The following is a 25233-nucleotide window of genomic DNA, read 5'->3' on the forward strand; positions in this document are numbered from 1 at the left end:
GCCTTGTCTGATCCAAGACCGTTGACTTTACTAGGTATATCATGACCGAATCTTTTGCAGCCCTCTTTGAAGAAAGCGAATCAACTCTCAATATCGACAAAGGTGCCGTTATTAAAGGTATCGTTGTTAGCATCGACTCTGACTGGGTTACTGTTGACACTGGCCTTAAATCTGAAGGTGTTGTCGCACGTTCAGAATTCTTAAACGAACAACGTGAACTTGAAGTTCAAGTTGGCGATGAAGTTGATGTTGTTGTTGAAGCGCTTGACAACGGTATGGGTCAAACAGTTTTATCACGTGAAAAAGCGAAACGTGCTGAAACTTGGACTAAGCTTGAAAAAATCTTTGAAGACGGCGAAATCGTTACTGGTGTTATTTCTGGTAAGGTTAAAGGCGGTTTCACTGTTGACATCGGTCCAGTTCGTGCATTCTTACCAGGTTCATTGGTAGATACTCGCCCTATTCGTGATACAACTCACCTTGAAGGCAAAGAGTTAGAATTCAAAGTAATCAAACTTGATGCTAAACGTAACAACGTTGTTGTATCTCGTCGTGCTGTAATGGAAGCTGAATCTTCAGCTGACCGTGAAGCGCTTCTTTCTCAATTGGAAGAAGGTCAAACAGTTACTGGTACGATCAAAAATCTTACTGATTACGGTGCATTTGTTGACCTTGGCGGTATTGATGGTCTTCTACATATCACAGATATGGCTTGGAAACGCATCAAACACCCTTCAGAAGTTGTTGAAGTGGGTCAAGAAGTTACTGTTAAAGTACTTAAATTTGACAAAGAACGTAATCGTGTATCTTTAGGTCTTAAGCAATTAGGCGAAGATCCATGGTTAGCGATCATGAACCGTTATCCTAAAGGTTCTATCGTTAAAGCACGTGTTACAAACTTAACTGACTACGGTTGTTTCGCTGAAATCGCTGAAGGCGTTGAAGGCTTAGTACACGTTTCAGAAATGGATCACACAAACAAAAACATCCACCCATCTAAAGTTGTTCAGATTGGTGATGAAGTTGATGTTATGGTTCTTGAAGTTGATGAAGAGCGTCGTCGTATTTCATTGGGTATCAAGCAAACTCGTGCGAACCCATGGGAAGAGTTCTCTAAGTCACACGACAAAGGTGAAAAAGTTTCTGGTACGATCAAGTCTATTACTGACTTCGGTATCTTCATCGGTTTACCTGGCGGTATCGATGGTCTAGTTCACTTGTCTGATATTTCTTGGAATGAGCAAGGCGAAGACGCTATTCGTCGTTACAAGAAAGGTGATACAGTTGAAGCAGTTATCTTGTCTGTAGATGCTGAAGGCAACCGTATCAGTCTTGGTATCAAGCAAATGAACAGCGATCCGTTCAATGACTTCTTAGCGACTAACGAACGCGGTGCGTTGGTTAAAGGTACAGTAACTGCTGTTGATGCTAAAGGCGCAACAATTAAGTTAGCTGACGAAGTTGAAGCTTCTTTGAAAGCATCTGAAATCAACCGCGATCGCGTTGAAGATGCAACTAAATTCTTAGAAGTTGGTCAAGAAGTTGAAGCTAAAATCATCAATGTAGATCGTAAATCACGTTCTATTAACTTGTCGATTAAAGCTAAAGACGAAGCTGAAGAAAAAGAAGCTGTAGCAAACTTGAAAACTACAACTGCGCCTACTGGTCAAGACAATGGTCCTAAGACTATTGGTGATTTAATCAAAGCGCAGATGAACCACTAAGTGATTGTTAAGAAGTATTATTTAATGTAATTAATTAATATTTTTTATTCAAATAGTGTAAAAGGTAGCGTAGTATATGATGACTGCGCTACCTTTTTGTATTTAAAAAGGATATTATCTGGTGTATATCAATTAGCATTAAAATTAATGAGGTCTTAAATGACAACTGAAGCACTTAATAAGTCTGACTTAATAGAAAGAATTGCTCTCAAAAATCCGCATTTAGCAGAGCCATTAGTCGAAGAAGCAGTTAAGATTATGATCGATCAAATGATTGCATCATTATCTTCAGATGACCGTATTGAAATTCGTGGGTTTGGTAGTTTTGCTTTACATCACCGTGAGCCACGCGTGGGTCGTAATCCAAAAACAGGTAAATCAGTGGAAGTTGCAGCAAAAGCTGTACCTCACTTTAAACCTGGTAAAGCACTCCGTGATGCAGTAAACGAATCTGCTAATTAATAAAAAAATTCGAATGAGGTGAGTATGCGCTATTTCTTAATTGCATTACTACTGGTAGTCTTTGGTTACGCTTTAGCATTAGTCTTGCAGAATCCAGCGGAACTACCTGTAGATTTATTGTTTACTCAAGTACCAGCAATGCGTTTAGGGTTATTGCTACTCTTAACTTTGGTGCTCGGGATTGTTCTTGGATTGTTGCTTGGCGTACAGGTATTTCGTGTATTCCAAAACGCATGGGAAGTTAAGCGTCTTCGTAAAGATATTGATCATCTTCGAAAAGAACAAATACAGACAGCACAATTGGCCGCTGCTGAAGCTGCCGCAAGTGCTCGTCATGAAAAGACGGTATTAGATATTCAACCAGAAAATAAGAATGTCAATCCGCTTTAATCATTATGCTAGAAAAGCGCTTTACCACCACTGGAAAGCGCTTTTTTATTTTTACTGATTTCTGAGTCTGTTGATTATTTAACATCAAAAACCTTGTTTAATATCATCAAATAAAACAAAAGAATATAATTTCACTATTTTTTAATCATATACGATATTTAAATAAGCTTGAGATCTCACCAAACCTGGTGTTACGGTATTTGCTGTTCTTACGTAATTGGCTTTAATTACATGCTGAATCAATTGTGATGTATTTAAATTACCAAAGGTCCATTTATTGGTACTTCTTGATTGGTTTGGGTCTAGACTAATTATCGCATTATTTTTATCACGTAAACGAATCCCCACACCTGTAGCATATCCAGCCCCGATTTGATTCTCTAATATATTTGTTGCATTGGATTGATTCAATGCATCGGTGGTATAAGCTTTTATTTCACGACCTGCACCATCATTTAAATTTGCACAATTTATACTGAGGGTTGCTGTATTGCTTGAGCTCAATGCGGTTTCATTTCCGACTAAACCCAAGTTTCGTACACTAACATCAGGTAGCGCAATGGTATAGCTGCTTTGACTCAGTGAGCATGTGGATTCAGAGATATTGACTGTTGCATTTAAATACACTGGAATTTGTGTATTTGCAGGAATAAGAACATTATCACTAACGCGTTTTAAACTGATGGTTGCTATTCGTAGATTCGAAACATTGATCGTGGTTGGGTATGAGGTCATTGTTGATGTTCTGGGTAAAACATATAATGTCACCCTCATTTTTACACCATGCGTATCACCACTATAACTATAAATTGCTAATTCAGTAGTATTTAGTGTTTTTAATGTACCACTCGTCGGTGCATCGCCCATTTCAACTTTAATCCCTAAAGCCAGGTAAGCATTTAAGCGCGAAATATTGGCATCATAGGTCGTCACATTGGTGGCAAAAACATTACCAAAAATGGTTCTATTTACCCCAACAGTACATCCAGTATAGACACGGAAAATATCAAAATTTGCTGAAGCAACTTCGCGGGAATATACATTGGACTGTACTGATGTTCCTTCATATTTATTGATATTCATGGTACTGGCATTCATCGTTGGCATGCTATAACCGCTGGTGAAATTGCTACCGACACTGCAATCTGCAAATACTGCAAAACTTGCAGGGAGTGTAGATAACATAAATAACAATTTATATTTCAGCATAAAATTACTCCGTGTTTATTTGCAGTTTAAGTTAAAGCTTGCAAAAGGGATTTGAGTTTTACTTTGCTCCAATATTTCTTTGGAAATATCGAATTGACAAGAATCAGTATTACTCCAATAAACGCTATAGCGTCCAGGATTTATATTTTGCATAAAAATTTGCTGACCTTGTCCTACTGTAGTCACTGCATTACCCAAAGCATCTTTCACTTGAGCACCCATTGGAATGAGCACCTCATTTGCGTGTTTAAGTTCAATTAAGGCTTTTGTGCTTTTTAATGCTTTAAAATCCACCAAAATACTGGCGTTTAATTTAGGTACAACTTGTAATTGGGTAGCATTAACATCGGTATTGAGTGGAATTGTATTGGGGTTTAAGTTGATACTATTGTATTGGTAAGGATTTAGATAGGGAATAATCGCATTGCCCCAGCGATCAATTTTAATATTATTTCCATTGGAGAGGCTGGTTCCCTCTAAGCCTTTGGCATGAATAATTGCAAAAGTATCATTTAAATCATTGGCTAAAGTAATGCCGTGTTGATGTGCAACAATAGCGCCTTGTGCTTGTAAAGAGTATTGATGCTGTTGGTCAAAGTCGGTTGCATAAGTTGATGCTAAATAAACCGGATTAGTTCGATAACTCAAAGAACTGCTGAAGAGATCTTTATCTTTACTATTTGAATAATTGAAGTTATAGCCGAACTGCTGATTTTCACCTAAATTTCCAAATATGCCGACTTGATTGGTATTGAGTGCATTATTATCTGGATAGACTTCACTACTTAGACGTAAATTACTATTTTTCTTTTTAAACGACAGAGGAATATTCACATTCACAAAGTATTGAGTGTCTTTATCTAATTTGTATTGATCATTTTGAGTATGTTGCATACCCACATAGTAACTGATGCCTTTAAAACTATTGCTATAGCTAATTTGATAAAATTTTTGTGTATTGATTTGATGCCAGAATTCATACTGTGAAAAACTGGCTGAAACAGCACCAAACTGATGACCTAGGTTCTGGCTCAGTTGAATATAGTTTGATGACTTGGGCCGACCATTAAGTACCAATGCAGCACTGTTTTTTTGAATATAACGATTCTGCATGGCTTCATCAAAGGAATAATACTGATCATTTCCATAAATAGTACTGTTTAAACTGATATTTGTTTTCGCACTGTTTAGTGCAAGATTATAGCGTAGCGTAACCAAAGAACTGTCTAAATTTTGGTTGGACTGGTTTATATCTGCTTTAACATAATTACTTTCTAAAGCAATACCACCGAGTTTAGTATTGAATGCGGTTCCTAGAATATAGGATTGATAATGATCACTGACCAGTGCTGAACTGCTTACTGAGATAAAATCATTTAATCCATAATCAAAAGATGCATTGATTAATTTCTCATCATAGGATTTGCTATTTTGACGAAAAGTACCTGCTGCAATTTGATAACGATACTGTTGTGCGCGGATAGATTGAATAAAATTATTATAAGGTAAATCAAAACTGCGGATTTCACCATTTGCTTCAATAATATCTACATTTAATGTACCACCCGTCCCAGGTGTTTGGAGATCTGCAATATTAAATGCACCAGCAGGAACAGTGCGTTCCATAATAATTTGTTGATTTTGGCGAACGCGTATTAAAGCATTACTTTTTGCATAACCTGAAATTGTGGGTGCGTAACTTTGCAATGAAATCGGAAGCATTCTGTCATCACTAGCAAGCTGTACACCACGAATGGCAATACTCGAATTACTGTTGATGGTTTTTGTATTGGTATAGAAATCACCAAGAGTAAGCTGGGTTTTTAAACTAGGCAGTACTCGCATAAGTTTGTTTTCATAGCTGGTATATTGGCCTGAATGACTGCTATCTCCCATACTGGTGCTACCAGAATGACGGAATTGCCAATTATCAATATTGATACCAGAATTAATATTGAGAAAACTAGAATCTTGTTTGTTGTCCTGACCATAATCTGAATTATAGTAATTGTAGTAATATTTGAGAAAAGCACTATTTCCACCAGTTTCCCAAAGTGATGGATCTATATAGCCAAATGGTCGCTCATTTAACATCGATTGAGGGCTTGAAACATCCACACGTTGTTCTGCTATATTCAGTTTCCAGAATACGACATGATTCATTAAGCGTGTATCGATACAGTTTCCGCTCACTTTATCTAAATCGATAAGTTTATGATTGAAATCAAGCTGCTTAACAGTACTGCGTGGAATACAATAGCGTTGCTTTTCAGGTGATTCAGGAACATCTGAAATATGCACAATAGAGCGAGTGATATAACGACCATTTAGGTAAATATCAAGGATGTAATCATTTGGCGCGACTTTATCGCTTGAAATAAATTTTTCAAGATCAATTGTTTTAGAATTTTGGCCGTATAAAAAGCTATTATCGAATTGTGGTGCTTGCGCTATAACATTTTGATTGCATAGATATAGACTTAGCGCCAAAACACTATACCTAAGTGTGAAATGTTTCAAGCACAATTCTCCCAATAATTTAGATTAAAACTGTTTCTCTATTGTCGATAAACTGCCGTAGTCATTGATTAAATAAAGCTGTACGGACTTAGCGTCTGATAAATTTTCGACCTCAATTTGTTGTTTTGAAAATGGTTCTATAAAACTTAGATTTTTAATTTCGTCTGGCGTACCATTTTTTAAAACAAGATTCGATTTACCAAAATTTAGGTAGTAAGGTGTCGGATTATTGATTTGTAATTGGTTATTTACACGCTGTACTTCAACTTTTTGAAACGCTTGTTGCTGTTCCATTTTGATGCCAGTTGGTCGGTAAAACAGTTTTAAGCGGTTACGAATCGCAAATTGTAAGTAATTTGCTTCAGCTGTTGGCTTGGCTGGGATATCAAGTACGTTGAGCCAAAACAATGTTTCTCGATCAGTAGCAAGTTTTTGTTTTTGATTGAAAATGACACGTAAAGATTGACCTTTAGCAGCTTCAATCGTGGTTATTGGAGGGGTAACAATAAATGGGGCTTGGGTTGTGGTTGGATCTGCAATAATGTCTTTACTGTCCACCCATGATTGTACTAATGCAATTTGATCACCTACATTGGTTAATTGCACAGATACAAATTCTTTATCACTTGGGTAAATTACACGGGTACCTGTAATCACAATACCAGCATGAGCGGATGTAATCAAAGTACTGAGCATTAACAAGCTAGAAATAAAAAATAGTTTTTTCATTGAAAGACCCTTGGGAAGATGCAAGTCTGGTTAAGATATAAAAATTAACCAGACCTGTTTAAAAAACTTACAGACCCAAATGTTTAATTATTGATATACAACATAGTAAGTTGCAGTTGTGCTTACATCACCAGCTGTTGTTGCACCTGTTGCATAGTAACGTGCATAAAAATCAAGATTTGCAGAACCATTTGCAGTTGCCACATTTGAAGTCACAATGTTTTGACCTGTACGATCTTTAGTTAGGTCAATCACTGCTTTTGCAGAGTTTAATAATTGAATATTTACGTTTGTTGCACCGCCAGTGGTTACGGTATTGTTTAAACGACCTGCAGTATTAATATTTGCATTGGTGTTGTCATAATAAACACCTACATTACCTACAGGGCATGCTGTTAAATTAATAGTAAATTTAGTGTCGCCATTTGTTGTCGCCGCTGTCGCTAAAGTTGATTTACCTACAGTCGGTAAAACAACAGTGTAGTTACCAGCAGTACCACCAACTGTACAGGTTTGATCAACGATTTTTCCTGTAACTGTTACTGTACCATCAGCAGCCGCAAAAACTGTTGAAGATGCTAAACCTAAGCCAATGATCGCTAAACCCAATTGAATATTTTTCATAGAATTTCTCTCAATACTGCGTTGATTTGCCCTTTACTGGTACTTTCCTAATAAAGGGGAAGTGTTTAGGAGCTAAACAATAAGGGCTAATATAAATTTTTCCTAAATAAAAACAATGAAAAAAAGAGACAAATATCACATTATTTTTGTGTTACAAATACAATATAACGTTATTTGTTTTGGATTTATTTTTTATTATTTAAATACAAGAGGATATTTATAATTAATATGTTTATTTATTTTAACAAGAATTTGTTTCTGTTTACTAAAAAGTGACAAAAAATGTCACTTTTTGTGAATAGCGTCATATTATAGCAAATTATTTTGATCTGCTTATATTAAGCGAGAATAAGTTTTTAAGATTTTCTAAAATAATTTATTATCATGGTTAATTAAATGTTGGATTTTATTTTAATACGCTGCATTGTACTAGATCATTTTCATTAAAAAAATTATTAACTTAAATTTAAATGATTTTTTAGTATTTTATTTAGCTTCTCTGTAAACTATTTTTAAATGCTTAAATCAACATAAAATCGCGTTCATCCTAGATTGCTTTTAAAAACAGAAGGTTTTTTTAATGCGACTTTGCTTCACTTAATATGATTACTTTTTTTATTTATCAAAGAGATTAATTGTTTAGTTATGATGTAATGTTTGTTTAGTTATAAAGAATATATTTGGAAATAGCGCAGACAGATAAATTAAAAATAAAAAATTTAGTGTAAACAAGGATGCAATGAATAAGAAAAATATAATTTTAATTTAATATTGTTTTAAGTTTGTATAGGTTTTTAAATATATGAAAAAGAATTTATCTGTTGTAACGATTAAAATCTAGAAAAGGCAGTGTTTTGAAAATTTTTATTTGGTGGAGTAAGTGAGGTGCTTCACAATGATCAAATATAAAATGAATTTTAAGCGCTTTAAGATTGATTGATTAAGTATCCATAAAAAATAAGCATAGAGATTAAAACAGTATATTCAATCAATAATTAAGCATGCGTAATCATTTGCATTATGCTGTTAAAAAAAGCGCTTTGATTGTTGTAAAACGCTTTTTTAAGCTTTAATAGTTTTATTGGGCTAGCCAGAAAAACTCTGCAAAGCGAAATATTGTGGTGGTCAGCATTGCGATCACAATCGTCGTGATAAGGGAGTGATTTTTCCAAATCAGAAATAAACCCACCAATACCCCCATGATTTTGCCTAAGTCTGCCCAATCCGCACCTTCAAAAAAAGTAGTGAGAATCGCAATAGAAAACAGTAAAGTTGTTGCGGCATCATTAAAGAGTTGCTCTTGATGTTGAGTGATTGTGAAATATTGGCTGAGGGAAAGTCCCGCATATCGAATCAGATAAGTACCCATCGCCAGCAGCATGATCCCGATCAAAATAATAAATTGTTGATGCATGTTATTTTCTTCCTACAAGCAAGCCAAATAATGACATAAGTATCGGAATCCCTAAGGGTAGAAATGGAAAAGTAGCGAGGCTGATGACTGCACCAGTCATTGCCGATTTTCGAGCAGATTTTCTTTTTAGTGCTTTAAAGGTAAGAGCAAACAATACGACAGGAAAAATCGTATCGATACCCAGTAATTTTGCATAAGCTAAATGACTTCCCAATACATAACCGCTTAAAACGCCTATGGGCCAAGCAAATAAAATTCCGACTCCGCACAGCCAATAAGCACTCAGTTTTAGCTCATTTGAAGATTGGCTTAAACCAAATAAAACGCTTTCATCATTCATAATATGTGTAGCAAAATATTTTAATTTATTTTTTTCTATAAAATGGGTAATCGCTAAACCAAAAGGCAGATGTCGTAAATTAATCAGCAATCCTACAATCGCAGCTGTAATCGGACTGCTTCCAGTAGCAATCATGCCAATGAAAGTAAACTCTGCAGCACCAGCCAAGACACTGATTGAAAGTAGTAAAGGTATCCAGATCGGCAGTTGATAATTGACTGCAAGCGTACCTAATGAAATCCCGATCAGTGCGGTTGCGATGCAGAGAATCGCGATTGATTTTATCAGGGGCTTGGGTAAATTTTTTATTTCTTTATACTTCATTTGTATGAGCCTTGCTTGGGTTAATAAGATCGTTCGATAAAATGAACGATCATTTTTTATAATAGTTTGATTGTTATTGTTCGTCAAACAGAACGATCGTATTTTTTGGAAGAGTAATGTCTATACCAATTGAAATCATTGCAAATAATCTGCAAAAAGAAAGAAAAAGTGCTGCATTATCTTTGGGAGAAGTTGCTCGACGTGCAGGCATTGCGAAATCCACGCTTTCGCAACTTGAATCTGGGCAGGGTAATCCGAGTCTAGAAACTTTATGGGCACTTTGTGTGGCTTTAAATATTCCTTTTGCCAAACTTATGGAAGCACAAGCCCAAACTACACAAGTGATTCGTTATGGCGAAGGCGCTTCAGTTGTTTCTGAAATATCAAATTATCAGGCTGTTTTGTTGGCGACATGCCCACCCAATGCACGACGAGACGTGTATATGCTTACAACCCAACCGGGTGAGCCGCGTAGCAGTAAACCGCATCCTATTGGTAGTGTTGAACATATTATTATCATGCAGGGCTCTGCCAAAGTCGGTTTATTAGACAGTGCTGAGTTGCTTCAAGCAGGGGACTATATTTCTTATCCCGCAGATCAAGCGCATATTTTTGAAGCACTAGAGCAAGATACACGTGCAATTTTGATTTCAGAGCAGAGATAAAGCATTCTTAATATTTAAGAAAAGTTGATTGATTTGTGATGAAGTCGATTTTCTGACTTTGTACATTGCGTGAATCGCTTTATAATGAGCGAAAATTTATGTGATGGAACTGAGATTCGTGAGTATTATTGTTGCCTTAGATGCAAAAAGCCAATATGACGCCCTAGCAATTGCTGATCAGCTTGACCCATCACTATGTCGTTTAAAAGTCGGTAAAGAACTATTTACTCATGAAGGCCCTCTTGTTGTGAAGGCACTACATGATAAGGGCTTTGAAGTATTCCTCGATTTAAAATTTCATGATATTCCAAACACAACCGCACAGGCGGTTTGTGCTGCGGCTGATTTGGGCGTATGGATGGTCAATGTCCATGCCTCTGGTGGGCGTAAAATGATGGAAACTTGTGTAGAACGGTTAAAAGCAGGTAACTATAAAACACAATTGATAGCGGTTACTGTTCTTACTTCAATGGAACGTGAAGACTTGCGTGATATTGGTTTAGATATTGAGCCATTTGAACAAGTGAAACGTCTGGCTAAATTGACTCAACAAAGTGGTCTGGATGGCGTGGTATGTTCGGCCCAGGAAGCCAAGATGTTACGTCAGGACTTAGGTGCCGAATTTGCTTTAGTAACACCTGGAATTCGTCCAGCTGGTGCAAATGCAGATGATCAAAAGCGTATTGTAACACCTAAGCAAGCCATGCTTGATGGTTCTACTCATTTAGTGATTGGTCGTCCAATTACTCAATCTGAACATCCAAGTAAAACCTTACAAGATATTTTAGCGACTCTATAAAAATAAACCCCTCTTTGTCATTGGATTAAGAGGGTGATTTTTTGATTTATATAATAAAAATTGCTGTGTATACACTGTAGTGTATCTGCGTTACTAGGTCTTTTTTCAGAAGTTTAAAAAACTTTTTATTCCAGTGATTCTATTGATCAGTATTGCTATCTCGTCAGATAAAGTACGATGGATGCCACATTCAGCACTTAATTTTAAAGTGCAGCTAAAACACTTACCGCAATTGGTGCCAATACCGACAGAACAAAACCACTGACCATTGCATGTGGAATATAATCATTGCCGCAAGCTTGTTTCACCATAGGTAAGGTGACATCCATTGCGGTTGCACCAGCAGAAGAAATTGCTGAACGTGGATAACGCCATCCAATCATATACATAAATAAAATGGCAAAAATCTCCCTAAATAAATCGTTCATTAACGCAATACTTCCCAGATGGGCATTCTTTAATTCAGTCACCACAATCCCTGTCATAGAATAGAAGCCGTAACCTTGCGATAGCATGATTAAATCTTTCATACTGATGTCTTGAATCAAGAAAAATGCCGCAACAGCACCCAATAGTGAGCCAATCACGCAGGCAATCGGTACCAGCATAATTTTCCAGTTTAACCAAGAACGATCCAGTGGCGAGTAAGCCAGATCCAAGCCGATCAGTAACATGTAAACTAAAAGTAAATTCCATGTGCTGACATGTAGTGGAACATGGAAAAGGTGGGCCAACTCTGCTAAGCCATACCCTACAGCTAGTGCAATAAATGCATAGCTGATGTTGAGTAATGAACCCATCAATAATTCAGCAGAAACTTTACCTTGTGATGGTTTGTAGCCAATTGCTGTAAATACCAGATAACAACAAAAAAATGCACCCAATGATGTGCTGAATGCAATTGTGATGGAACTGGTGAGAATCTGTTCAGGGCTGGCAATATTATGAATTGTTTGAGAAAACTCCATTGCAATCGCAATTAAAAGAATATAGGTAAAATAAGGCAGTATTTTAAAAGCTATTTTTTCAATGGATTGTGGAATTCTGCGGGCTAAAATAAACCCTAAGCATAAACAAAATAAAAGTTGGAAAATAAGCCAAAGTGATTGCATGAAAAATAGATAGGCAATGGATACCTATCTATTATAGTCGAAGCACAGAAAAGCGGTTGAAAATTTATAGAAGAATATTAACCAAGTTTATGCAGCTTTTGATTTTTGCTTTGCGCTTTGCTCACGGCCTAATAAGCGGAAATCTGCTGGGTTTACTTTGCGAGTGCTGAGCCAAAATTTCCAGGTATAGGTTGGCCATAATGCAAAGTTTTTACCACCATCTTGTTGGTACCAACTGACACAGCCTGATTGCCATACCGTACCTTCAAGCTGTTTCTGTACATTTTCATTAAATTGATCTTGTACTTCAGCTTTTACCGTCACTGCTTGAGTCTGTGTTTTTGCAACCATTTGAATCAACTGCAAAATATAATTCACTTGAGATTCAATCATGAAAATTACAGAGTTATGCCCCAGTACGGTATTTGGACCAAGCAATTGAAATAGATTTGGAAAGCCTTTGGTGCTGATCCCATAAAAACTTTCTGCACCATCTTTCCATGCCGTTTTTAATTCAACGCCGTGTTCACCATAGCAATCAAATGATTTTAAATAGATGCGTGGGTCTGTAATAAAACCAGTACCATAAATTAAACAATCAATTTGACGTTCTTTGCCATCCTTGGTGATGATGCTATTTTCAGTAATTTCCTGAATTCCATCGGTAATTAATTCAACATTTTTACGGTTGAATGTTGGAAAGTATTTGTTGGAAATCAGAATACGCTTACAGCCCATAATATAGTCAGGGGTCAGTTTTCTGGCGATTTCTTTGTCTTTAACTTGGAATTTTATATAAGCTTCAGCAAGTTTCTGACCATATTTCATGATTTGTGGTTTTACAATGGGGACGACACGTGATTCATTTGACCAGTACAAGCGTGCACGGTGTAATTTCCTAAACCATTCAAAGCGACTAAATAGTTTTTTATCAAGTGCATTATAGGCACGTTCATCACGAGGAATTACCCAAGCAGGGGTTCTTTGAAATACATAAAGATTTTGCACCTTTGCAGCAATTTCAGGAATATATTGAATTGCACTACCACCAGTACCAATGGATGCTACATTTTTTTGATTTAAATTATAGTCATGCTTCCAATGTGATGAATGGAAAACTTCGCCTTTGAATTTTTCAAGCCCTTTAATTTTAGGAATCTGTGGTACATGCAATGGCCCTGATGCAAAAATAACAAATTGAGCCTCAATTTTTTGTCCACTTTTTAGTGTTAAATGCCAATTGAAATTATGCTCATCATAATGTGTAGAAACCACTTCTTGATTAAATTGGATGTATTTCTTTAAATTGAATTGCTGAATTAAATCTTGAATATAGTCAAAAATCTCAGGTGCTTCGGCATAACGTTTTGACCAATCCGTTTTGGGTGCAAAAGAAAGCGAGTACATATGTGATTGAACATCACACGCCGCACCCGGATACTGGTTCTCACGCCATGTACCGCCCACATCATCTGCTTTTTCTAAAATAATAAAATCATCAATATTGGCTTGCAATAGGCGGATCGCCATGGCTAAACCACCAAATCCCGATCCGATAATTGCAACTTGCGTTGATTGGGTTTTTGTTTCAGTCGTAGGGGCTGTACTCATTTTTGTTCGCTCTGACTTTTCCAGTTTTGCATAGAATATCGGAAATGCAGTGCTTGAAATATGATTGCACTGACACAAAAATTGATATATTCGGCAATTTGCAAAAAACCATCTTTGTAGTACAAAGTTTGGGTAGAAATCAAATGATGATCTAATGAAACGCTCGATTCTCGGTTTAATGTATTTAATTCATGGTATGCGTAATGCTGGAATCGATGTAGATTCACGACTTTCTAGCATTGGGATCAAAGCAGATGCACTCGATCCCAGCTCAATCATTCACCCCAGTTTAGAGTGGGATATACAAAAAGTGATTGGGCAGGGTGTGCAGCCAGAAACGGGGTTGTTTATTGGTCAGCATTATTCTTTGGCGGGCTATGGTCCATTGCTTATGCTCTTGGTGACCTGTGGTAATGTTGGTGATGCGATTCAAAATGGTGTTCATTATCAAGGTCTAACCTATTTATACGGTGTCTTAGGACTTGAGAAAGGTGATCATCAAATTGCATTAACTTACAAACCAGTAGATTTAGAAACAGAAATGGGTTTGTTGAGAGCACAATGCGAAATCTCTGGCACTTATAAATTTCTGGATGATATTTATAAAATGATGGGACTTACAGCGCCCAGCGTGAGAATCGAATTACCCTTTCAGCAGCCTCAGGATTTAAATGTATTAAAGCAATATCATGATTATTACGGTTCGGATTTACATTTTAATTGTGAAAAAGCTGCTTTTTGGATCAATGAAGATGTGATGCAACTGCCGATTCCCTCCGCAGATCCGATCACACATCGGGTTTACGAAGCCAAGTGTATTGCTGAAATTGAGCGATTAAATGCTGAAGAACAGAAAATTGCGCCATTGATTCAACGGGTAAATGATTATTTGGAATTACAGCAAGGGATTATTCCCTCGATGGCCGAAGTAGCTCAGGCGTTGAATGTGCCTGAAAGAACCTTACGCCATCAGTTGCAGCAATTAAATACCAGCTATAAACAAATTCGAGAACAGCTGATTAAGCACAAAGCATTGCGATTAATTGAATATAAGGAATATTCAATTGAGGTGATTGCTGAATTACTTGGCTACTCAGAACCCGCTGCATTTAATCATGCTTTTAAACGTTGGTTTGGGCAAAGCCCGCGTCAATATGGTAAATAAACAGGTAGTGCTGATATGAGATATAGAGTTAGAATTATCCCAAAGTTTTATTTATCAAAAATGAATATTCGATATACTTCCTTTAGCCTTTAAAAGTAACAAAATGATATGTTAGATCAGAATACAACTTCAACAGCATTTACTCCCGTATCACCCGCTGAGCGTTATGCAAAAGCATTGTCATCTGGACAGTTTTTACCAGATGATGCTCAGGCTCAAGCAGTACATGAGTTGGAGCGGGTATGGCAAGAATTGATCAATCGTTATAAAGCATCGAAGAAAGCTTTTCGTCGTTTCCGTCGTCAAACTGCACCGAGAGGTGTATATATGTGGGGCGGTGTCGGGCGTGGAAAAACATGGCTCATGGATCAATTTTACGATTCGATTCCTTTTCGCCGTAAAACCCGTATGCATTTTCATCACTTTATGCAGTTTGTGCATAAGGAGTTAAACAAGCTTTCTGGGCAGCGTAATCCGTTAGATATCGTTGCAGATCAAATTTATAAAGAAGCTGTAGTAATTTGTTTTGACGAGTTCTTTGTGTCGAATGTAACGGATGCAATGATTCTCAGTGATTTATTTCAAAAATTATTTACCCGTGGCATTACCTTGATTGCCACATCAAATATTGCCCCAGATGGTTTATATAAAAATGGAATCCATCGTGATCGTTTTATTCCAACGATTGAAATGGTGAAAAAACACTGTGTGGTATTGAATGTTGATGCGGGTGTTGACTATCGTTTACGGGTATTAAAACAAGCGCAATTGTTTAAATCACCACTGACAGATGATAATAAAGTCTGGATGGCAAAGCGTTTTAATGCATTAACCACATCGCAAACAGTGTCAGAAGAACCAATTACGATTAATAACCGTGTTGTTGAAACTTTAGGCCATACCGAAGATGTATTGTGGTGTGAGTTTAGAGAACTCTGTATGAAACCGCGTAGCCCATCGGATTTTATTGAAATTGCCAATATTTATAATACCGTTTTGGTGAGTAATGTTCCGCACTTAACTGATTTGCTGTCAGAAGGTACACGTCGTTTTATTTATCTGGTAGATGAGTTTTATGATCGTGGAGTAAAGCTATTACTGACCTCTCAAGACTCGATTATTGAAATTTATGATGGAGAGAAGCTGGCTTTTGAAATTGAACGTACACGTTCTCGTTTACTCGAAATGCAATCAGATGAATATTTGCAGTCAGAGCATCGTTTGATTAAAGGCAATAGTGAGTTAGAAGTAGAATAATCATCCTTAGAAAGATGTAAAAAAGCGATCCTATCATTGATAAGATCGCTTTTTTTATGGGGGATACTGTCATCAGTATACATTTTGCAAGGATTGTCTGAGCAATCTATTTAAGGAGTCTCAGCCTATTTTAGATATACGTGATAAGATTAAAATGATCCTACAAAGCAGTTTCAGTTGTATTCACTTGATGATTAAAACAATTAACCCACCTGAATTTCAGTATTTGGATGGCGAACACGACTTTTATTCGGTGTCGCAATCAAATACGCAAGTGTTAGTGGTCCTAAGCGTCCAGCAAACATTAGACAAATTAAAGCGATTTGGCTTCCTGCATGCAAATTTTCTGTGATCCCTCGAGATAGGCCGACAGTACAAGCCGCAGAAACGGCTTCAAATAGTAAGTCTAAAAACTTTTTATCAGGTTCTAGAATCAGTAGGGTAAAAAAGCCAATCAAGATCAGTAACGATGTAATCGAAATGACTGCAAGAGCTTTAAACGTGGCTTGATGAGAAACAGAATGTCCAAAAACAGTAATTTCATCTGAACGCTTTAAAAAGGTAATGACACTTAAAATCATAATAATGAATGTGCCGACTTTAATTCCACCCGCAGTACTTAATGAGCCGCCACCAATAAACATCAATACCATGGTAATTAAGGTTGATGCATTGGTCATGCTGCTGACTTCCAAGCTGTTAAAACCTGATGAACGAGGTACAGTGGCATGGAACCATGCATTTAAAGCTTGATCACCAATAGACATGGGGGCAAGTGTTAAGGGGTTAGAAGCTTCGATTGCCCAAATAACAATAAAAGCAAAGAGGTTTAAGCCAGCAATCGTAGACAGAATTAACTTACTATTGGTAGAAAGCTTTTTCCAACGCTTGGCTCTTTTTATATCCATCAAGACAACAAAACCAATTCCACCGATGATATACAGCATACTGATGGTAAATGTCACCATATACTGGTCAGAGAAGCTCATTAAGCTATTGGGGAATAAAGAAAACCCACCATTATTAAAAGCAGAAATACTATAAAAAAGCGCATAAAAAAATGCATGTTCAAGGTCATAGTGATGTGACCAAGCCATGGTTAGAATCCCTGTACCAATCGCTTCAAAGAACAATGAATAAAGAAAAACCCCTTTTACTGTAAAGGTCGCTTTGGCCAAACTGGTTTGACCAATAGTTTCCTGTGCCATGACTTGCTGCCGAATACCAACTTTTGAGGAAAGACTCAAAGCAGCTAAGATTGCAAAAGTCATAAAACCTAAGCCGCCGCATTGGATCAGTATCATCACCACAACTTGACCAAAAGTGGTTAAGGAGTCGCCAATATTGACGACAGATAGCCCAGTGATAGTTACAGCAGAGGTTGCAGTAAACAGGGCCTCTAGCCATGTCAAATTGCCTTGATTAGCAAAGGGAAGTTTAAGGAATAGTGTTCCGATGATAATGAAGCTTAAAAAACCTAAAGCAAGTAAGCTCGGTGGGCTGAGATTAATACTATTGTGTTTTTTGTTGATTAGTTCTTTTTTAGATAAACGCATAGTTATAACTATAAGAAACGAATCGAAAATTGTCTTAACATTTCTACAGGCCCTTCAAGGATTAAAATATCCTTTTCCTGTAAAATCGTCCCCGGTGCAATATCATACAGTACATGTGAACCGCGTTGTAATAACAAGGTTGTAAGTTCGGGGGTGTTTTCCATGACCGTTTGAAATTGCGCGCCTTGTAAATTTGCACCTATTTCAATTTTGACGATATAGCGATCATTATTTAACGCCATATAACGTCTCACCATTGGATAACTAAGTGATTGTGCAACACGAATCCCCATATCTTCTTCAGGGTGAATGATTTTTGTAATGCCTAAATGAGACAAAATCATATGATGTGATTTAGATTTGGCTTTTACAAAGATTTTTTCGATACCCAAATTTTTTAAATGCAGTACGCATAGAATACTGGCTTCAATATCTTCACCAATGGCAACCACCACGGCATCACAATTTTTGATATTCAGTTCATCTAACACATGTTCATCGGTAGCATCTGCAATAACTGCATGACTGATTTTATCGGCAATGTTTTCTACATTTTTCTTTAATGTATCAATACCTATTACATCGTGATTTAAGTTGGTGAGTTCTAGTGCAACTGCTTCACCAAAACTGCCTAAACCGATGACAGCGAATTGCGCCATTCTACAAAGTCCTTATCCCGACACTGATTTTGTGTTGGTATGATCATATTCAATTTTTATATATTTTATCTTTAAAGTATTGCAACGCCAATCTACAAACTGAGAATAAAAAGCGATAAATGTAAATAAAACCAGATTTATGTCATAAAAACTTAAAATTGATCCGATATCATTGCTTTGAAATTTAAAAATGCAAAGCCAAGATTGGGCTTTTGATCCAAGAATAAAAAATGGATGATAAAAAAATGGACGATAAGAAAATTTTTAAAATTCTCCAACATTGGTTCCCAGCATTGGAGCAAAGAGATATTCCCAAAAAGAAATATCGTAAACGTTTTGTCGAGTTTCTCAGTTGGATCGAAGCTGAAAAGTTTGGTGGGCGATTTCGTGGATATTTAATGAAAATTGATCGTATGCAATTTCATGAAAATGAGATTGAGCGTTGTGCTGTTTTTCATGAATATGCAGTAGATAGCTTAGGAATTCAAACTCAAATTCGTGAAAGAGCGAAGCCTTTATTTGATCATTATGAAGTACACAAAGATGTTATTGGATGCTATTACAATGTTCAAGATCAAGTTTATGATGTTGTTTTTGAAGAAATATTAAAACAGGCCAGACAACATGATCATGAACTGTTGCTGATTTATGCTGAAGACTATTATTGGTTGATTGTACCGAATCATGAATATAAAATTGAAAAGTTCTGCAAGTGTTTTAATAAGCAATTTCATGATGAAGATGTCAGTATAGAACACTATGCATTATTTGACTGTTCAAGATCGACTTAGTTTTTTGCTATTAATTCAACTTATTGATAATAAAATAGAGAGATATCCATGTCACAGAAAATATATTCATTACTTCAACATTTAATTCCCGAGCTAAATGCACAAAAAATTCCTCAAAATACTGAATTTTATAGTTTTAGTGAATGGATAAATCAACAGCATGATTTTCTGCATTATATTGAATTAATAGAATATTATGACAATGGAATTGAAAATGATTTCTACTTTAACCAGTACAATATTGATACTGAGCAATTGCAAAATGAAATCGAAGTTGCAATAGCAGAAGTATTTGATCAGTACGATGAGGAAGATGATGACGTCTCATTTGATAATCAAATCGATGCGATGGAACAAACCGAAGAAATTATTTTTGATAAAATTAAAGTGACTGCCAATCTACATCAGCTTTCTTTATTGGTGGTCTATCGAGAGAATCCATATTGGATGCTTGTGCCGACACAAGATGAGCAACAGTTAAATCAAATTGTGGATGCTTTTAATGACGCATTTAATGATGATGGTGATTTAAATATGGCGATTTATTAAGTTAACTTTTTCGAATTGTTCTGATTTTATAAAAAATAGCCCATAAAAAATTTATAGGCTATTTCTATTTTGAAGCTCTTTCTATTTTAAGAAACGTTGATAACCTAAGTTATTGGTAATTTCTTGATATGGGTAATTGATATTTTCCAAAGTCTCAATCAGTCCATCTGGATTTTGTACCGCATCTTCTGCATCCAAGCCAACCAAAACACGGCCTTCTGCTGCACCGTGATTACGATAATGGAATAGGCTAATGTTATGGGTTGGACCAAGACGCTCTAAGAATGTTAATAAAGCACCTGGGCGTTCTGGAAACTCAACACGGAACAAACGTTCATTGGCAATATCAGCATGACCACCAATCAAATAACGGATATGCAATTTTGCAACTTCATCATCCGATAAATCATCGACATCATAATGTAATTTCATTGCTTCATAGATGTCATGACGTTCTTTTTCACCAGCCTTTAAGCTAATACCGACAAAGACTTGAGCGGCAGATGCATCACTGGCACGATAGTTAAACTCAGTGATATTACGTCCTTGCAAAGCACGACAGAAATTCAGGAAAGAACCTTTTTCTTCTGGAATGGTCACTGCAAAAATAGCTTCTTTACGTTCACCGAGTTCGGTACGTTCAGCAATATAACGTAAACGGTCAAAGTTCATATTGGCACCACAAACAATTGACACCATATTTTTGCCTTCAAGACCATGCTCAGCGACGTACTTTTTGATACCTGCAAGTGCCATCGCACCTGATGGCTCTACAATACTACGACATTCATCATAGGTATCTTTGATTGCTGTACAGATTTCATCTGTGTTGACCAAGACGACATCACGTTCAACAATTGGACCTGAGTTATCAGATTTTTGTAGTTGAATCACTTCAAATGGCTTTTCACCAATTTGAGCAACAGCTGTACCATCTGCAAATAATCCTACAGAAGGGAGTACCACACGTTGATTCGCTTCAAATGCTGCTTTTAAACATGCAGATTCATCATATTCGACAGGAATAATTTTGACATGCGGAGCAACATCACCAAGATATGCTGCTACACCTGCAATTAAACCACCACCGCCCACAGCAACAAATACGTATTCAACATCACGCCATTGACGCAATATTTCATTGGCAATTGTACCTTGGCCGGCCATGACCAGTTCATCATCATAAGGCGGAATAAAGGTTAAACCTTCGTCGTTTGCGCGTTGAATCGCATATTTGTTAGCAACATCAAATGAGTCGCCGTGAAGCACAACATCACCACCCAAACGCTTTACTGCTTGAACTTTAATGTCAGGGGTGGTTTTTGGCATCACAATAATGGCGCGAATACCTAACTTTTGACCAGATAAAGCCACGCCCTGAGCATGGTTACCTGCTGAAGCAGTAATAACGCCACGTTCCAACTGAGATTTCGGTAATTGACTAATACGGTTATACGCACCGCGTAGTTTGAAGGAAAAGACAGGTTGTAAATCTTCGCGTTTAAAGCGAATGTTATTGTTTAGTTTTTCACTAATTCGTGGCGCTGCTTCGAGTGGGGTTTCGATTGCAACGTCATACACCGTTGCCTGTAATATTTGTCGAACCAAACGAGACAGCATGTTAATTTTCCATCTAACAGTTTAAAATGAGCGCTCATTGTAACAAACCGTTGTACCTTTGCGTTTTAAAATTATGCAAAATGTGCAGGAAATTGAAATTTTATTGAGAGATGTCATGAGCCTTTATGCAACCCAGGACGAGAAAAAACAAGCTGCAGCCCAAGCCGCTTTAAAACACTTACCAAGAGGGGGCATTTTGGGAGTTGGTACTGGTAGTACAGTGAACTTCTTAATTGAATTATTACCTCAGTTACAACTCGAAGCAGCAGTTGCCAGTTCAGAAGCAACGGCTCAACGTCTTAAGAAATTAGGTATTGAGGTGGTTGATATGAACCATGTCAGTGGTTTAGATGCTTATGTGGATGGTGCTGATGAAATTGACCGTCATTTACATATGATTAAAGGCGGGGGGGCTGCACTCACGCGTGAAAAAATCGTGGCATCTATTGCGAAAAAGTTTGTATGTATTGTTGATGACTCGAAATGGGTCGATCAGTTAGGCCGTGAATTTCCTTTGCCTATTGAAGTGATTCCTATGGCACGTTCAGCAGTAGCACGTAAAATTGTATCACTAGGCGGTGACCCAGTTTATCGTGAAGGTGTGGTAACGGATAACGGTAATGTCATTCTAGATGTGTATAACTTAAATATTTTGAATGCATTAGAGGTCGAAAAAACCATTAACGATATTCCTGGAGTGGTGTGTAACGGTATTTTTGCGATCAATAAAGCTGATGTTGCTGTAGTTGCGACCAATAACGGTATTGAAGAGCGTACCGCAGGATAAAAAAATTTCCCCTAACTTCTGCTCGAGTAAAGATGAGGCTTCCTCTTTGCCTTTAAAGAACGGTTGGGGGAGATTCTAAAAATAAGCGTATTATGACTGCAAATCTTCCTGAAATTAAAATCACTCATCATGCACGGGCAACACGCTTGCGTTTACGTGTTGAACCAACACAGATTCGCTTAACTGTGCCTAAGTATTGTAGCCAACGTCAGATTCAGCATTTTTTACACGAGTCTAAACAATGGATGATTGAGACCTGGCATAAACAGCAGGAAAAAATACAGCAAGTTGATCAGATATTACCGACAAGCTTGCAACTGTTTAATTTAAAACACCCCATAGAAATTATTTATAAAACTCAAAAAAATAGCTATATTTTAGATGAGCAAAAGCCTCAATTATTTGTCAGCGACCGTCAGCCTGAAAACTATTTAAAAGCTTTTGTAATTGCTTATGCAAAGCATTATTTACCAATCTATTTAAAGCAAGTCAGTGATGAAACTCGTTTAAAGTTTGGACAGTGTGCTGTTCGAAACCCAAAAACACGTTGGGGAAGTTGTACAGCCCGTCATGATATTATGCTCAATAGTGCCTTGGTTTTATTTGATCAACAAATTACCCGTTATGTCTGTGTACATGAATTGGCACATACCAAACATTTTGATCATAGCGCTGCTTTTTGGTTTGAAGTTGAAAAGCATGATCAACACTATCAGCAACATCGTAAAGTTTTAAAAGGTAGCGTAATACCTTGGTGGTGGGCGTAATAAAATAAGTAAATTTCTAGATTGCATTAAAACAAAAAATGAGGAAAAGCGTATGAGTGTAAAAAGAATCATAGGTAATATTAAAGCTTTAGATTTAGCCAGTGCGCAAGCTTTTTATGGTGATTTTTTAGCGATGGACTTGGTGATGGATCATGGCTGGATCAAAACATTTGCCAGTCAGGAAATGATGCATCCACAAATCAGTATTGCTTCCGAAGGGGGAAATAATACAGATGTACCCGATTTTTCAATCGAGGTCGACAATGTGGATGAACTTTATGAAAAAGCCAAAAAATTAGATTTAGACATCCTCTATCCCTTAACTAACGAGGATTGGGGCGTTAGGCGATTCTATGTCAAAGATCCATTTGGAAAGGTTGTAAATATTTTACAACATATTGAATATTAAAAAATTAATGAATTAAGTAGGATTTTTAAATGCAGTGGAATAAATTGGTTCCAGAACTGATCGTCACCGATTTGGATAAAAGTTATCATTTTTGGGTGGAAATATTGGGTTTTTCTGTAATGTATCAACGGACTGAAGAAAAATTTATCTATGTGGAACTTGATGGTGTTCAGTTTATGTTGGAGCAACAACAACAAGGGCAATGGTTAACAGGAGTATTGGCCTACCCATTGGGAAGAGGGATTAACTTTCAGTTCGAAGTAGACCAACTCGACAGTATTTTAAATCGTTTGGATGTCGCACAATGGCCGCTGTTTGAAGCATTAGAAGAACGTTGGTACCGTGCAGAAACTATAGAGCATGGACAAAAGCAATTTTTAGTTCAAGATCCAGATGGTTATTTATTACGAATTGTTGAGGTGATTGGAGAAAGGGCGATAACGTTAGATTAAATTAAGGCTGGCTTAAATAAGGTCAGGTTATAGGGACTTTAATTGAGGTACAGCGATGCACATCAGATCTTTTCAGTATTATGACCGAGCACCATTGAGTGAACTTTTTTTAAATACCAGACAATTAAGTTGGCCGTGGTTGAATTCTTCAAAATGGGAGCTGAGTGATTTTGAAAAATACACCCAAAATGAAATGATTTTAGTAGCTGAAAAAGACCAAGAATATTTGGGATTTGCATCTATTTTTCTGCAAGAGAACTTTTTACATCATCTATTTATTGCCCCAAATGCTCAAAATCAGGGTGTAGGGACAGCATTGCTACACGCAGCAGAACAACTGTTTACGGGTACAGGCTACCTCAAATGTTTATCTGAAAATAAAAAAGCTTTGTCTTTTTATTTAGGTCATGGCTGGGAAGCAATCAGCACTGGAGAAAGTGAAGAAGGTGGATATATATTGATGTCAAAAGCAAAACTTATTCAGTAAAACTATTGACCCATTCTATAATTATTTCGACGACTTCATCAGGCTGTTTAATCCATGCACTATGTTGATTGCCTTTGGTTTTATGGGTTAAATCCAACGTGTTTATTTGTGGGTTTTTAAAATAACCACTTAGGCCAAGCATTGAAGACATTGGTGCAAAATCATCGCCATTTAAATAGACAAATAAGGCAGCGTTATTCACCACGTTTTCTTGCCCAATAATATGTGCATAATTTCCTGTAAAGATAACTTTAGACCAATCACGCATTAAGGATTTTGTCTCTTTATTCCCAAAAGCAATTTTATAGCCTGCAAAATAACCATCTTTTAAAATCATGGCGTTGATCGCTGTAACTGCTTTTAAAATATTGATTTTACCTTTTAAGTCCCAATTTTTTAAACCGATATTGCCAGTGGCAACACCAATGACTTTATTTGCATGATTTTGTGCATAAAGTGTTGCTAAATGTCCGCCTAAGCTATGTCCAAATAAGATTGGGGCTTGCTGGTTCAATTCTAAGGCCAGCTTTTCCAGTTGAGGAATAAATTCATTGAGTAAATCAGCATAACCATAATCAACCTTTGCTGAAACAGGTGGAGTATTACGCCCGCAATGAGGATAATCAGCCACAATAACATTCAAGCCACTTTGGCTTAAAGCTGTAATGAGTACCTCGTATTTACTGATTGCTATACCTAGCGCAGCCAGCAAAATAACACTTTGGCTATTTTCAGTGTTTGAATAAATATCGACTACAATTGGATATGGCCCAAAATCAATCTTCTTTTGGGTAAAAGAGGTGTTTTTCAT

Annotated in this window: 26 protein-coding genes; 14 read left to right on the plus strand and 12 right to left on the minus strand. The window is 36.8% G+C overall.

The genetic code is table 11. From position 1 onward, the window contains the following. Nucleotides 1–41: 41 nt before the first annotated feature. From rpsA to ACG916_RS09705, 3 genes are all read left to right on the plus strand, one after another. The gene (rpsA, locus tag ACG916_RS09695; RefSeq protein ID WP_336951421.1) at nt 42–1724 is read left to right on the plus strand and encodes a 30S ribosomal protein S1; all 1683 of its coding nucleotides are present in this window, start codon (nt 42–44) and stop codon (nt 1722–1724) included. Between the two features lie 159 nt (nt 1725–1883). Continuing rightward, entirely contained in the window at nt 1884–2186 is a 303-nt protein-coding gene (locus tag ACG916_RS09700; protein ID WP_004720793.1) for an integration host factor subunit beta, read from the plus strand. A gap of 24 nt (nt 2187–2210) precedes the next feature. After that, nucleotides 2211–2576, plus strand: coding sequence for a lipopolysaccharide assembly protein LapA domain-containing protein (locus ACG916_RS09705; RefSeq protein ID WP_336951420.1), 366 nt, complete (start codon nt 2211–2213; stop codon nt 2574–2576). 141 nt (nt 2577–2717) lie between these two features. Here ACG916_RS09705 and ACG916_RS09710 read toward each other — a convergent pair whose 3' ends face one another. The 6 genes from ACG916_RS09710 to ACG916_RS09735 form a co-directional block, all read right to left on the minus strand. Further along, entirely contained in the window at nt 2718–3785 is a 1068-nt protein-coding gene (locus tag ACG916_RS09710) for a fimbrial protein (protein ID WP_419327459.1), read from the minus strand. A 15-nt stretch (nt 3786–3800) separates the two neighbouring features. After that, nucleotides 3801–6305, minus strand: a complete 2505-nt coding sequence (locus tag ACG916_RS09715; RefSeq protein ID WP_419327460.1) for a fimbria/pilus outer membrane usher protein — start codon at nt 6303–6305, stop codon at nt 3801–3803. A gap of 24 nt (nt 6306–6329) precedes the next feature. Continuing rightward, nucleotides 6330–7034, minus strand: a complete 705-nt coding sequence (locus ACG916_RS09720) for a fimbrial biogenesis chaperone (protein ID WP_419327461.1) — start codon at nt 7032–7034, stop codon at nt 6330–6332. A gap of 87 nt (nt 7035–7121) precedes the next feature. Then, entirely contained in the window at nt 7122–7658 is a 537-nt protein-coding gene (locus tag ACG916_RS09725) for a fimbrial protein (protein WP_004821263.1), read from the minus strand. Between the two features lie 1078 nt (nt 7659–8736). Beyond that, complete coding sequence (locus tag ACG916_RS09730) at nt 8737–9072, minus strand: branched-chain amino acid transport AzlD family protein (RefSeq protein ID WP_419327462.1); 336 nt, start codon at nt 9070–9072, stop codon at nt 8737–8739. 1 nt (nt 9073) lies between these two features. Beyond that, on the minus strand, nt 9074–9736 hold the full coding sequence (locus ACG916_RS09735; RefSeq protein ID WP_419327463.1) for an AzlC family ABC transporter permease: 663 nt from the start codon (nt 9734–9736) through the stop codon (nt 9074–9076). 116 nt (nt 9737–9852) lie between these two features. Between ACG916_RS09735 and ACG916_RS09740 the strand changes: the two genes are divergently transcribed. Beyond that, nucleotides 9853–10401, plus strand: coding sequence for a helix-turn-helix domain-containing protein (locus ACG916_RS09740; RefSeq protein WP_419327464.1), 549 nt, complete (start codon nt 9853–9855; stop codon nt 10399–10401). 103 nt (nt 10402–10504) lie between these two features. Beyond that, nucleotides 10505–11200, plus strand: a complete 696-nt coding sequence (pyrF, locus tag ACG916_RS09745) for an orotidine-5'-phosphate decarboxylase (protein ID WP_419327466.1) — start codon at nt 10505–10507, stop codon at nt 11198–11200. Nucleotides 11201–11403: 203 nt separating this feature from the next. Here the strand turns inward: pyrF and ACG916_RS09750 are convergent, their stop codons facing one another. Continuing rightward, entirely contained in the window at nt 11404–12312 is a 909-nt protein-coding gene (locus ACG916_RS09750) for a LysO family transporter (RefSeq protein WP_419327467.1), read from the minus strand. 87 nt (nt 12313–12399) lie between these two features. Continuing rightward, the gene (locus ACG916_RS09755; protein WP_336951410.1) at nt 12400–13923 is read right to left on the minus strand and encodes a flavin-containing monooxygenase; all 1524 of its coding nucleotides are present in this window, start codon (nt 13921–13923) and stop codon (nt 12400–12402) included. A gap of 154 nt (nt 13924–14077) precedes the next feature. On the opposite strand from ACG916_RS09755, the gene ACG916_RS09760 reads away from it, so the two are divergent. Continuing rightward, nucleotides 14078–15088, plus strand: a complete 1011-nt coding sequence (locus ACG916_RS09760; RefSeq protein ID WP_336951409.1) for an AraC family transcriptional regulator — start codon at nt 14078–14080, stop codon at nt 15086–15088. Between the two features lie 108 nt (nt 15089–15196). Beyond that, nucleotides 15197–16345, plus strand: a complete 1149-nt coding sequence (zapE, locus tag ACG916_RS09765; protein WP_004720770.1) for a cell division protein ZapE — start codon at nt 15197–15199, stop codon at nt 16343–16345. Nucleotides 16346–16548: 203 nt separating this feature from the next. Here the strand turns inward: zapE and ACG916_RS09770 are convergent, their stop codons facing one another. Next, entirely contained in the window at nt 16549–17901 is a 1353-nt protein-coding gene (locus ACG916_RS09770) for a TrkH family potassium uptake protein (protein ID WP_336951408.1), read from the minus strand. Nucleotides 17902–17909: 8 nt separating this feature from the next. After that, nucleotides 17910–18560, minus strand: coding sequence for a potassium channel family protein (locus tag ACG916_RS09775; RefSeq protein ID WP_004720766.1), 651 nt, complete (start codon nt 18558–18560; stop codon nt 17910–17912). A gap of 245 nt (nt 18561–18805) precedes the next feature. Here ACG916_RS09775 and ACG916_RS09780 point away from each other — a divergent pair, with 245 nt between their 5' ends. Together ACG916_RS09780 and ACG916_RS09785 are read left to right on the plus strand one after the other, a co-directional pair. Continuing rightward, on the plus strand, nt 18806–19351 hold the full coding sequence (locus ACG916_RS09780) for a hypothetical protein (protein ID WP_419327544.1): 546 nt from the start codon (nt 18806–18808) through the stop codon (nt 19349–19351). A 48-nt stretch (nt 19352–19399) separates the two neighbouring features. Continuing rightward, nucleotides 19400–19900 carry a hypothetical protein gene (locus tag ACG916_RS09785; protein WP_419327470.1) on the plus strand — a complete coding sequence of 167 codons (501 nt, stop codon included), beginning with the start codon at nt 19400–19402 and terminating at the stop codon, nt 19898–19900. 81 nt (nt 19901–19981) lie between these two features. Here the strand turns inward: ACG916_RS09785 and ilvA are convergent, their stop codons facing one another. Next, complete coding sequence (gene ilvA / locus ACG916_RS09790; RefSeq protein WP_336951405.1) at nt 19982–21520, minus strand: threonine ammonia-lyase, biosynthetic; 1539 nt, start codon at nt 21518–21520, stop codon at nt 19982–19984. Between the two features lie 115 nt (nt 21521–21635). Here ilvA and rpiA point away from each other — a divergent pair, with 115 nt between their 5' ends. The 5 genes from rpiA to ACG916_RS09815 all read left to right on the plus strand — a co-directional run bounded on the left by rpiA (nt 21636) and on the right by ACG916_RS09815 (nt 24422). Next, nucleotides 21636–22307 carry a ribose-5-phosphate isomerase RpiA gene (gene rpiA, locus ACG916_RS09795; RefSeq protein ID WP_336951404.1) on the plus strand — a complete coding sequence of 224 codons (672 nt, stop codon included), beginning with the start codon at nt 21636–21638 and terminating at the stop codon, nt 22305–22307. A 92-nt stretch (nt 22308–22399) separates the two neighbouring features. Further along, nucleotides 22400–23074 carry a M48 family metallopeptidase gene (locus ACG916_RS09800; protein WP_419327471.1) on the plus strand — a complete coding sequence of 225 codons (675 nt, stop codon included), beginning with the start codon at nt 22400–22402 and terminating at the stop codon, nt 23072–23074. Between the two features lie 52 nt (nt 23075–23126). Beyond that, entirely contained in the window at nt 23127–23483 is a 357-nt protein-coding gene (locus ACG916_RS09805) for a VOC family protein (RefSeq protein WP_336951402.1), read from the plus strand. A 29-nt stretch (nt 23484–23512) separates the two neighbouring features. Beyond that, nucleotides 23513–23935 carry a bleomycin resistance protein gene (locus tag ACG916_RS09810; RefSeq protein ID WP_336951401.1) on the plus strand — a complete coding sequence of 141 codons (423 nt, stop codon included), beginning with the start codon at nt 23513–23515 and terminating at the stop codon, nt 23933–23935. A 55-nt stretch (nt 23936–23990) separates the two neighbouring features. Next, the gene (locus tag ACG916_RS09815; protein WP_419327472.1) at nt 23991–24422 is read left to right on the plus strand and encodes a GNAT family N-acetyltransferase; all 432 of its coding nucleotides are present in this window, start codon (nt 23991–23993) and stop codon (nt 24420–24422) included. Here ACG916_RS09815 and ACG916_RS09820 read toward each other — a convergent pair. Next, nucleotides 24412–25233, minus strand: coding sequence for an alpha/beta fold hydrolase (locus tag ACG916_RS09820; RefSeq protein ID WP_419327474.1), 822 nt, complete (start codon nt 25231–25233; stop codon nt 24412–24414). The genes ACG916_RS09815 and ACG916_RS09820 overlap by 11 nt on opposite strands.

The organism is Acinetobacter legionensis, from assembly GCF_048552295.1.
Classification (GTDB): Bacteria; Pseudomonadota; Gammaproteobacteria; order Pseudomonadales; family Moraxellaceae; genus Acinetobacter.

Coding starts and splice junctions, on each gene's coding strand:
- rpsA (WP_336951421.1), top strand. CDS start 42: ATGACCGAATCTTTTGCAGCCCTCTTTGAAGAAAGCGAATCAACTCTC.
- ACG916_RS09700 (WP_004720793.1), top strand. CDS start 1,884: ATGACAACTGAAGCACTTAATAAGTCTGACTTAATAGAAAGAATTGCT.
- ACG916_RS09705 (WP_336951420.1), top strand. CDS start 2,211: ATGCGCTATTTCTTAATTGCATTACTACTGGTAGTCTTTGGTTACGCT.
- ACG916_RS09710 (WP_419327459.1), bottom strand. CDS start 3,785: ATGCTGAAATATAAATTGTTATTTATGTTATCTACACTCCCTGCAAGT.
- ACG916_RS09720 (WP_419327461.1), bottom strand. CDS start 7,034: ATGAAAAAACTATTTTTTATTTCTAGCTTGTTAATGCTCAGTACTTTG.
- ACG916_RS09725 (WP_004821263.1), bottom strand. CDS start 7,658: ATGAAAAATATTCAATTGGGTTTAGCGATCATTGGCTTAGGTTTAGCA.
- ACG916_RS09730 (WP_419327462.1), bottom strand. CDS start 9,072: ATGCATCAACAATTTATTATTTTGATCGGGATCATGCTGCTGGCGATG.
- ACG916_RS09735 (WP_419327463.1), bottom strand. CDS start 9,736: ATGAAGTATAAAGAAATAAAAAATTTACCCAAGCCCCTGATAAAATCA.
- ACG916_RS09740 (WP_419327464.1), top strand. CDS start 9,853: ATGTCTATACCAATTGAAATCATTGCAAATAATCTGCAAAAAGAAAGA.
- pyrF (WP_419327466.1), top strand. CDS start 10,505: ATGGAACTGAGATTCGTGAGTATTATTGTTGCCTTAGATGCAAAAAGC.
- ACG916_RS09750 (WP_419327467.1), bottom strand. CDS start 12,312: ATGCAATCACTTTGGCTTATTTTCCAACTTTTATTTTGTTTATGCTTA.
- ACG916_RS09755 (WP_336951410.1), bottom strand. CDS start 13,923: ATGAGTACAGCCCCTACGACTGAAACAAAAACCCAATCAACGCAAGTT.
- ACG916_RS09760 (WP_336951409.1), top strand. CDS start 14,078: ATGAAACGCTCGATTCTCGGTTTAATGTATTTAATTCATGGTATGCGT.
- zapE (WP_004720770.1), top strand. CDS start 15,197: ATGTTAGATCAGAATACAACTTCAACAGCATTTACTCCCGTATCACCC.
- ACG916_RS09770 (WP_336951408.1), bottom strand. CDS start 17,901: ATGCGTTTATCTAAAAAAGAACTAATCAACAAAAAACACAATAGTATT.
- ACG916_RS09775 (WP_004720766.1), bottom strand. CDS start 18,560: ATGGCGCAATTCGCTGTCATCGGTTTAGGCAGTTTTGGTGAAGCAGTT.
- ACG916_RS09780 (WP_419327544.1), top strand. CDS start 18,806: ATGGACGATAAGAAAATTTTTAAAATTCTCCAACATTGGTTCCCAGCA.
- ACG916_RS09785 (WP_419327470.1), top strand. CDS start 19,400: ATGTCACAGAAAATATATTCATTACTTCAACATTTAATTCCCGAGCTA.
- ilvA (WP_336951405.1), bottom strand. CDS start 21,520: ATGCTGTCTCGTTTGGTTCGACAAATATTACAGGCAACGGTGTATGAC.
- rpiA (WP_336951404.1), top strand. CDS start 21,636: ATGAGCCTTTATGCAACCCAGGACGAGAAAAAACAAGCTGCAGCCCAA.
- ACG916_RS09800 (WP_419327471.1), top strand. CDS start 22,400: ATGACTGCAAATCTTCCTGAAATTAAAATCACTCATCATGCACGGGCA.
- ACG916_RS09805 (WP_336951402.1), top strand. CDS start 23,127: ATGAGTGTAAAAAGAATCATAGGTAATATTAAAGCTTTAGATTTAGCC.
- ACG916_RS09810 (WP_336951401.1), top strand. CDS start 23,513: ATGCAGTGGAATAAATTGGTTCCAGAACTGATCGTCACCGATTTGGAT.
- ACG916_RS09815 (WP_419327472.1), top strand. CDS start 23,991: ATGCACATCAGATCTTTTCAGTATTATGACCGAGCACCATTGAGTGAA.
- ACG916_RS09820 (WP_419327474.1), bottom strand. CDS start 25,233: ATGAAAAACACCTCTTTTACCCAAAAGAAGATTGATTTTGGGCCATAT.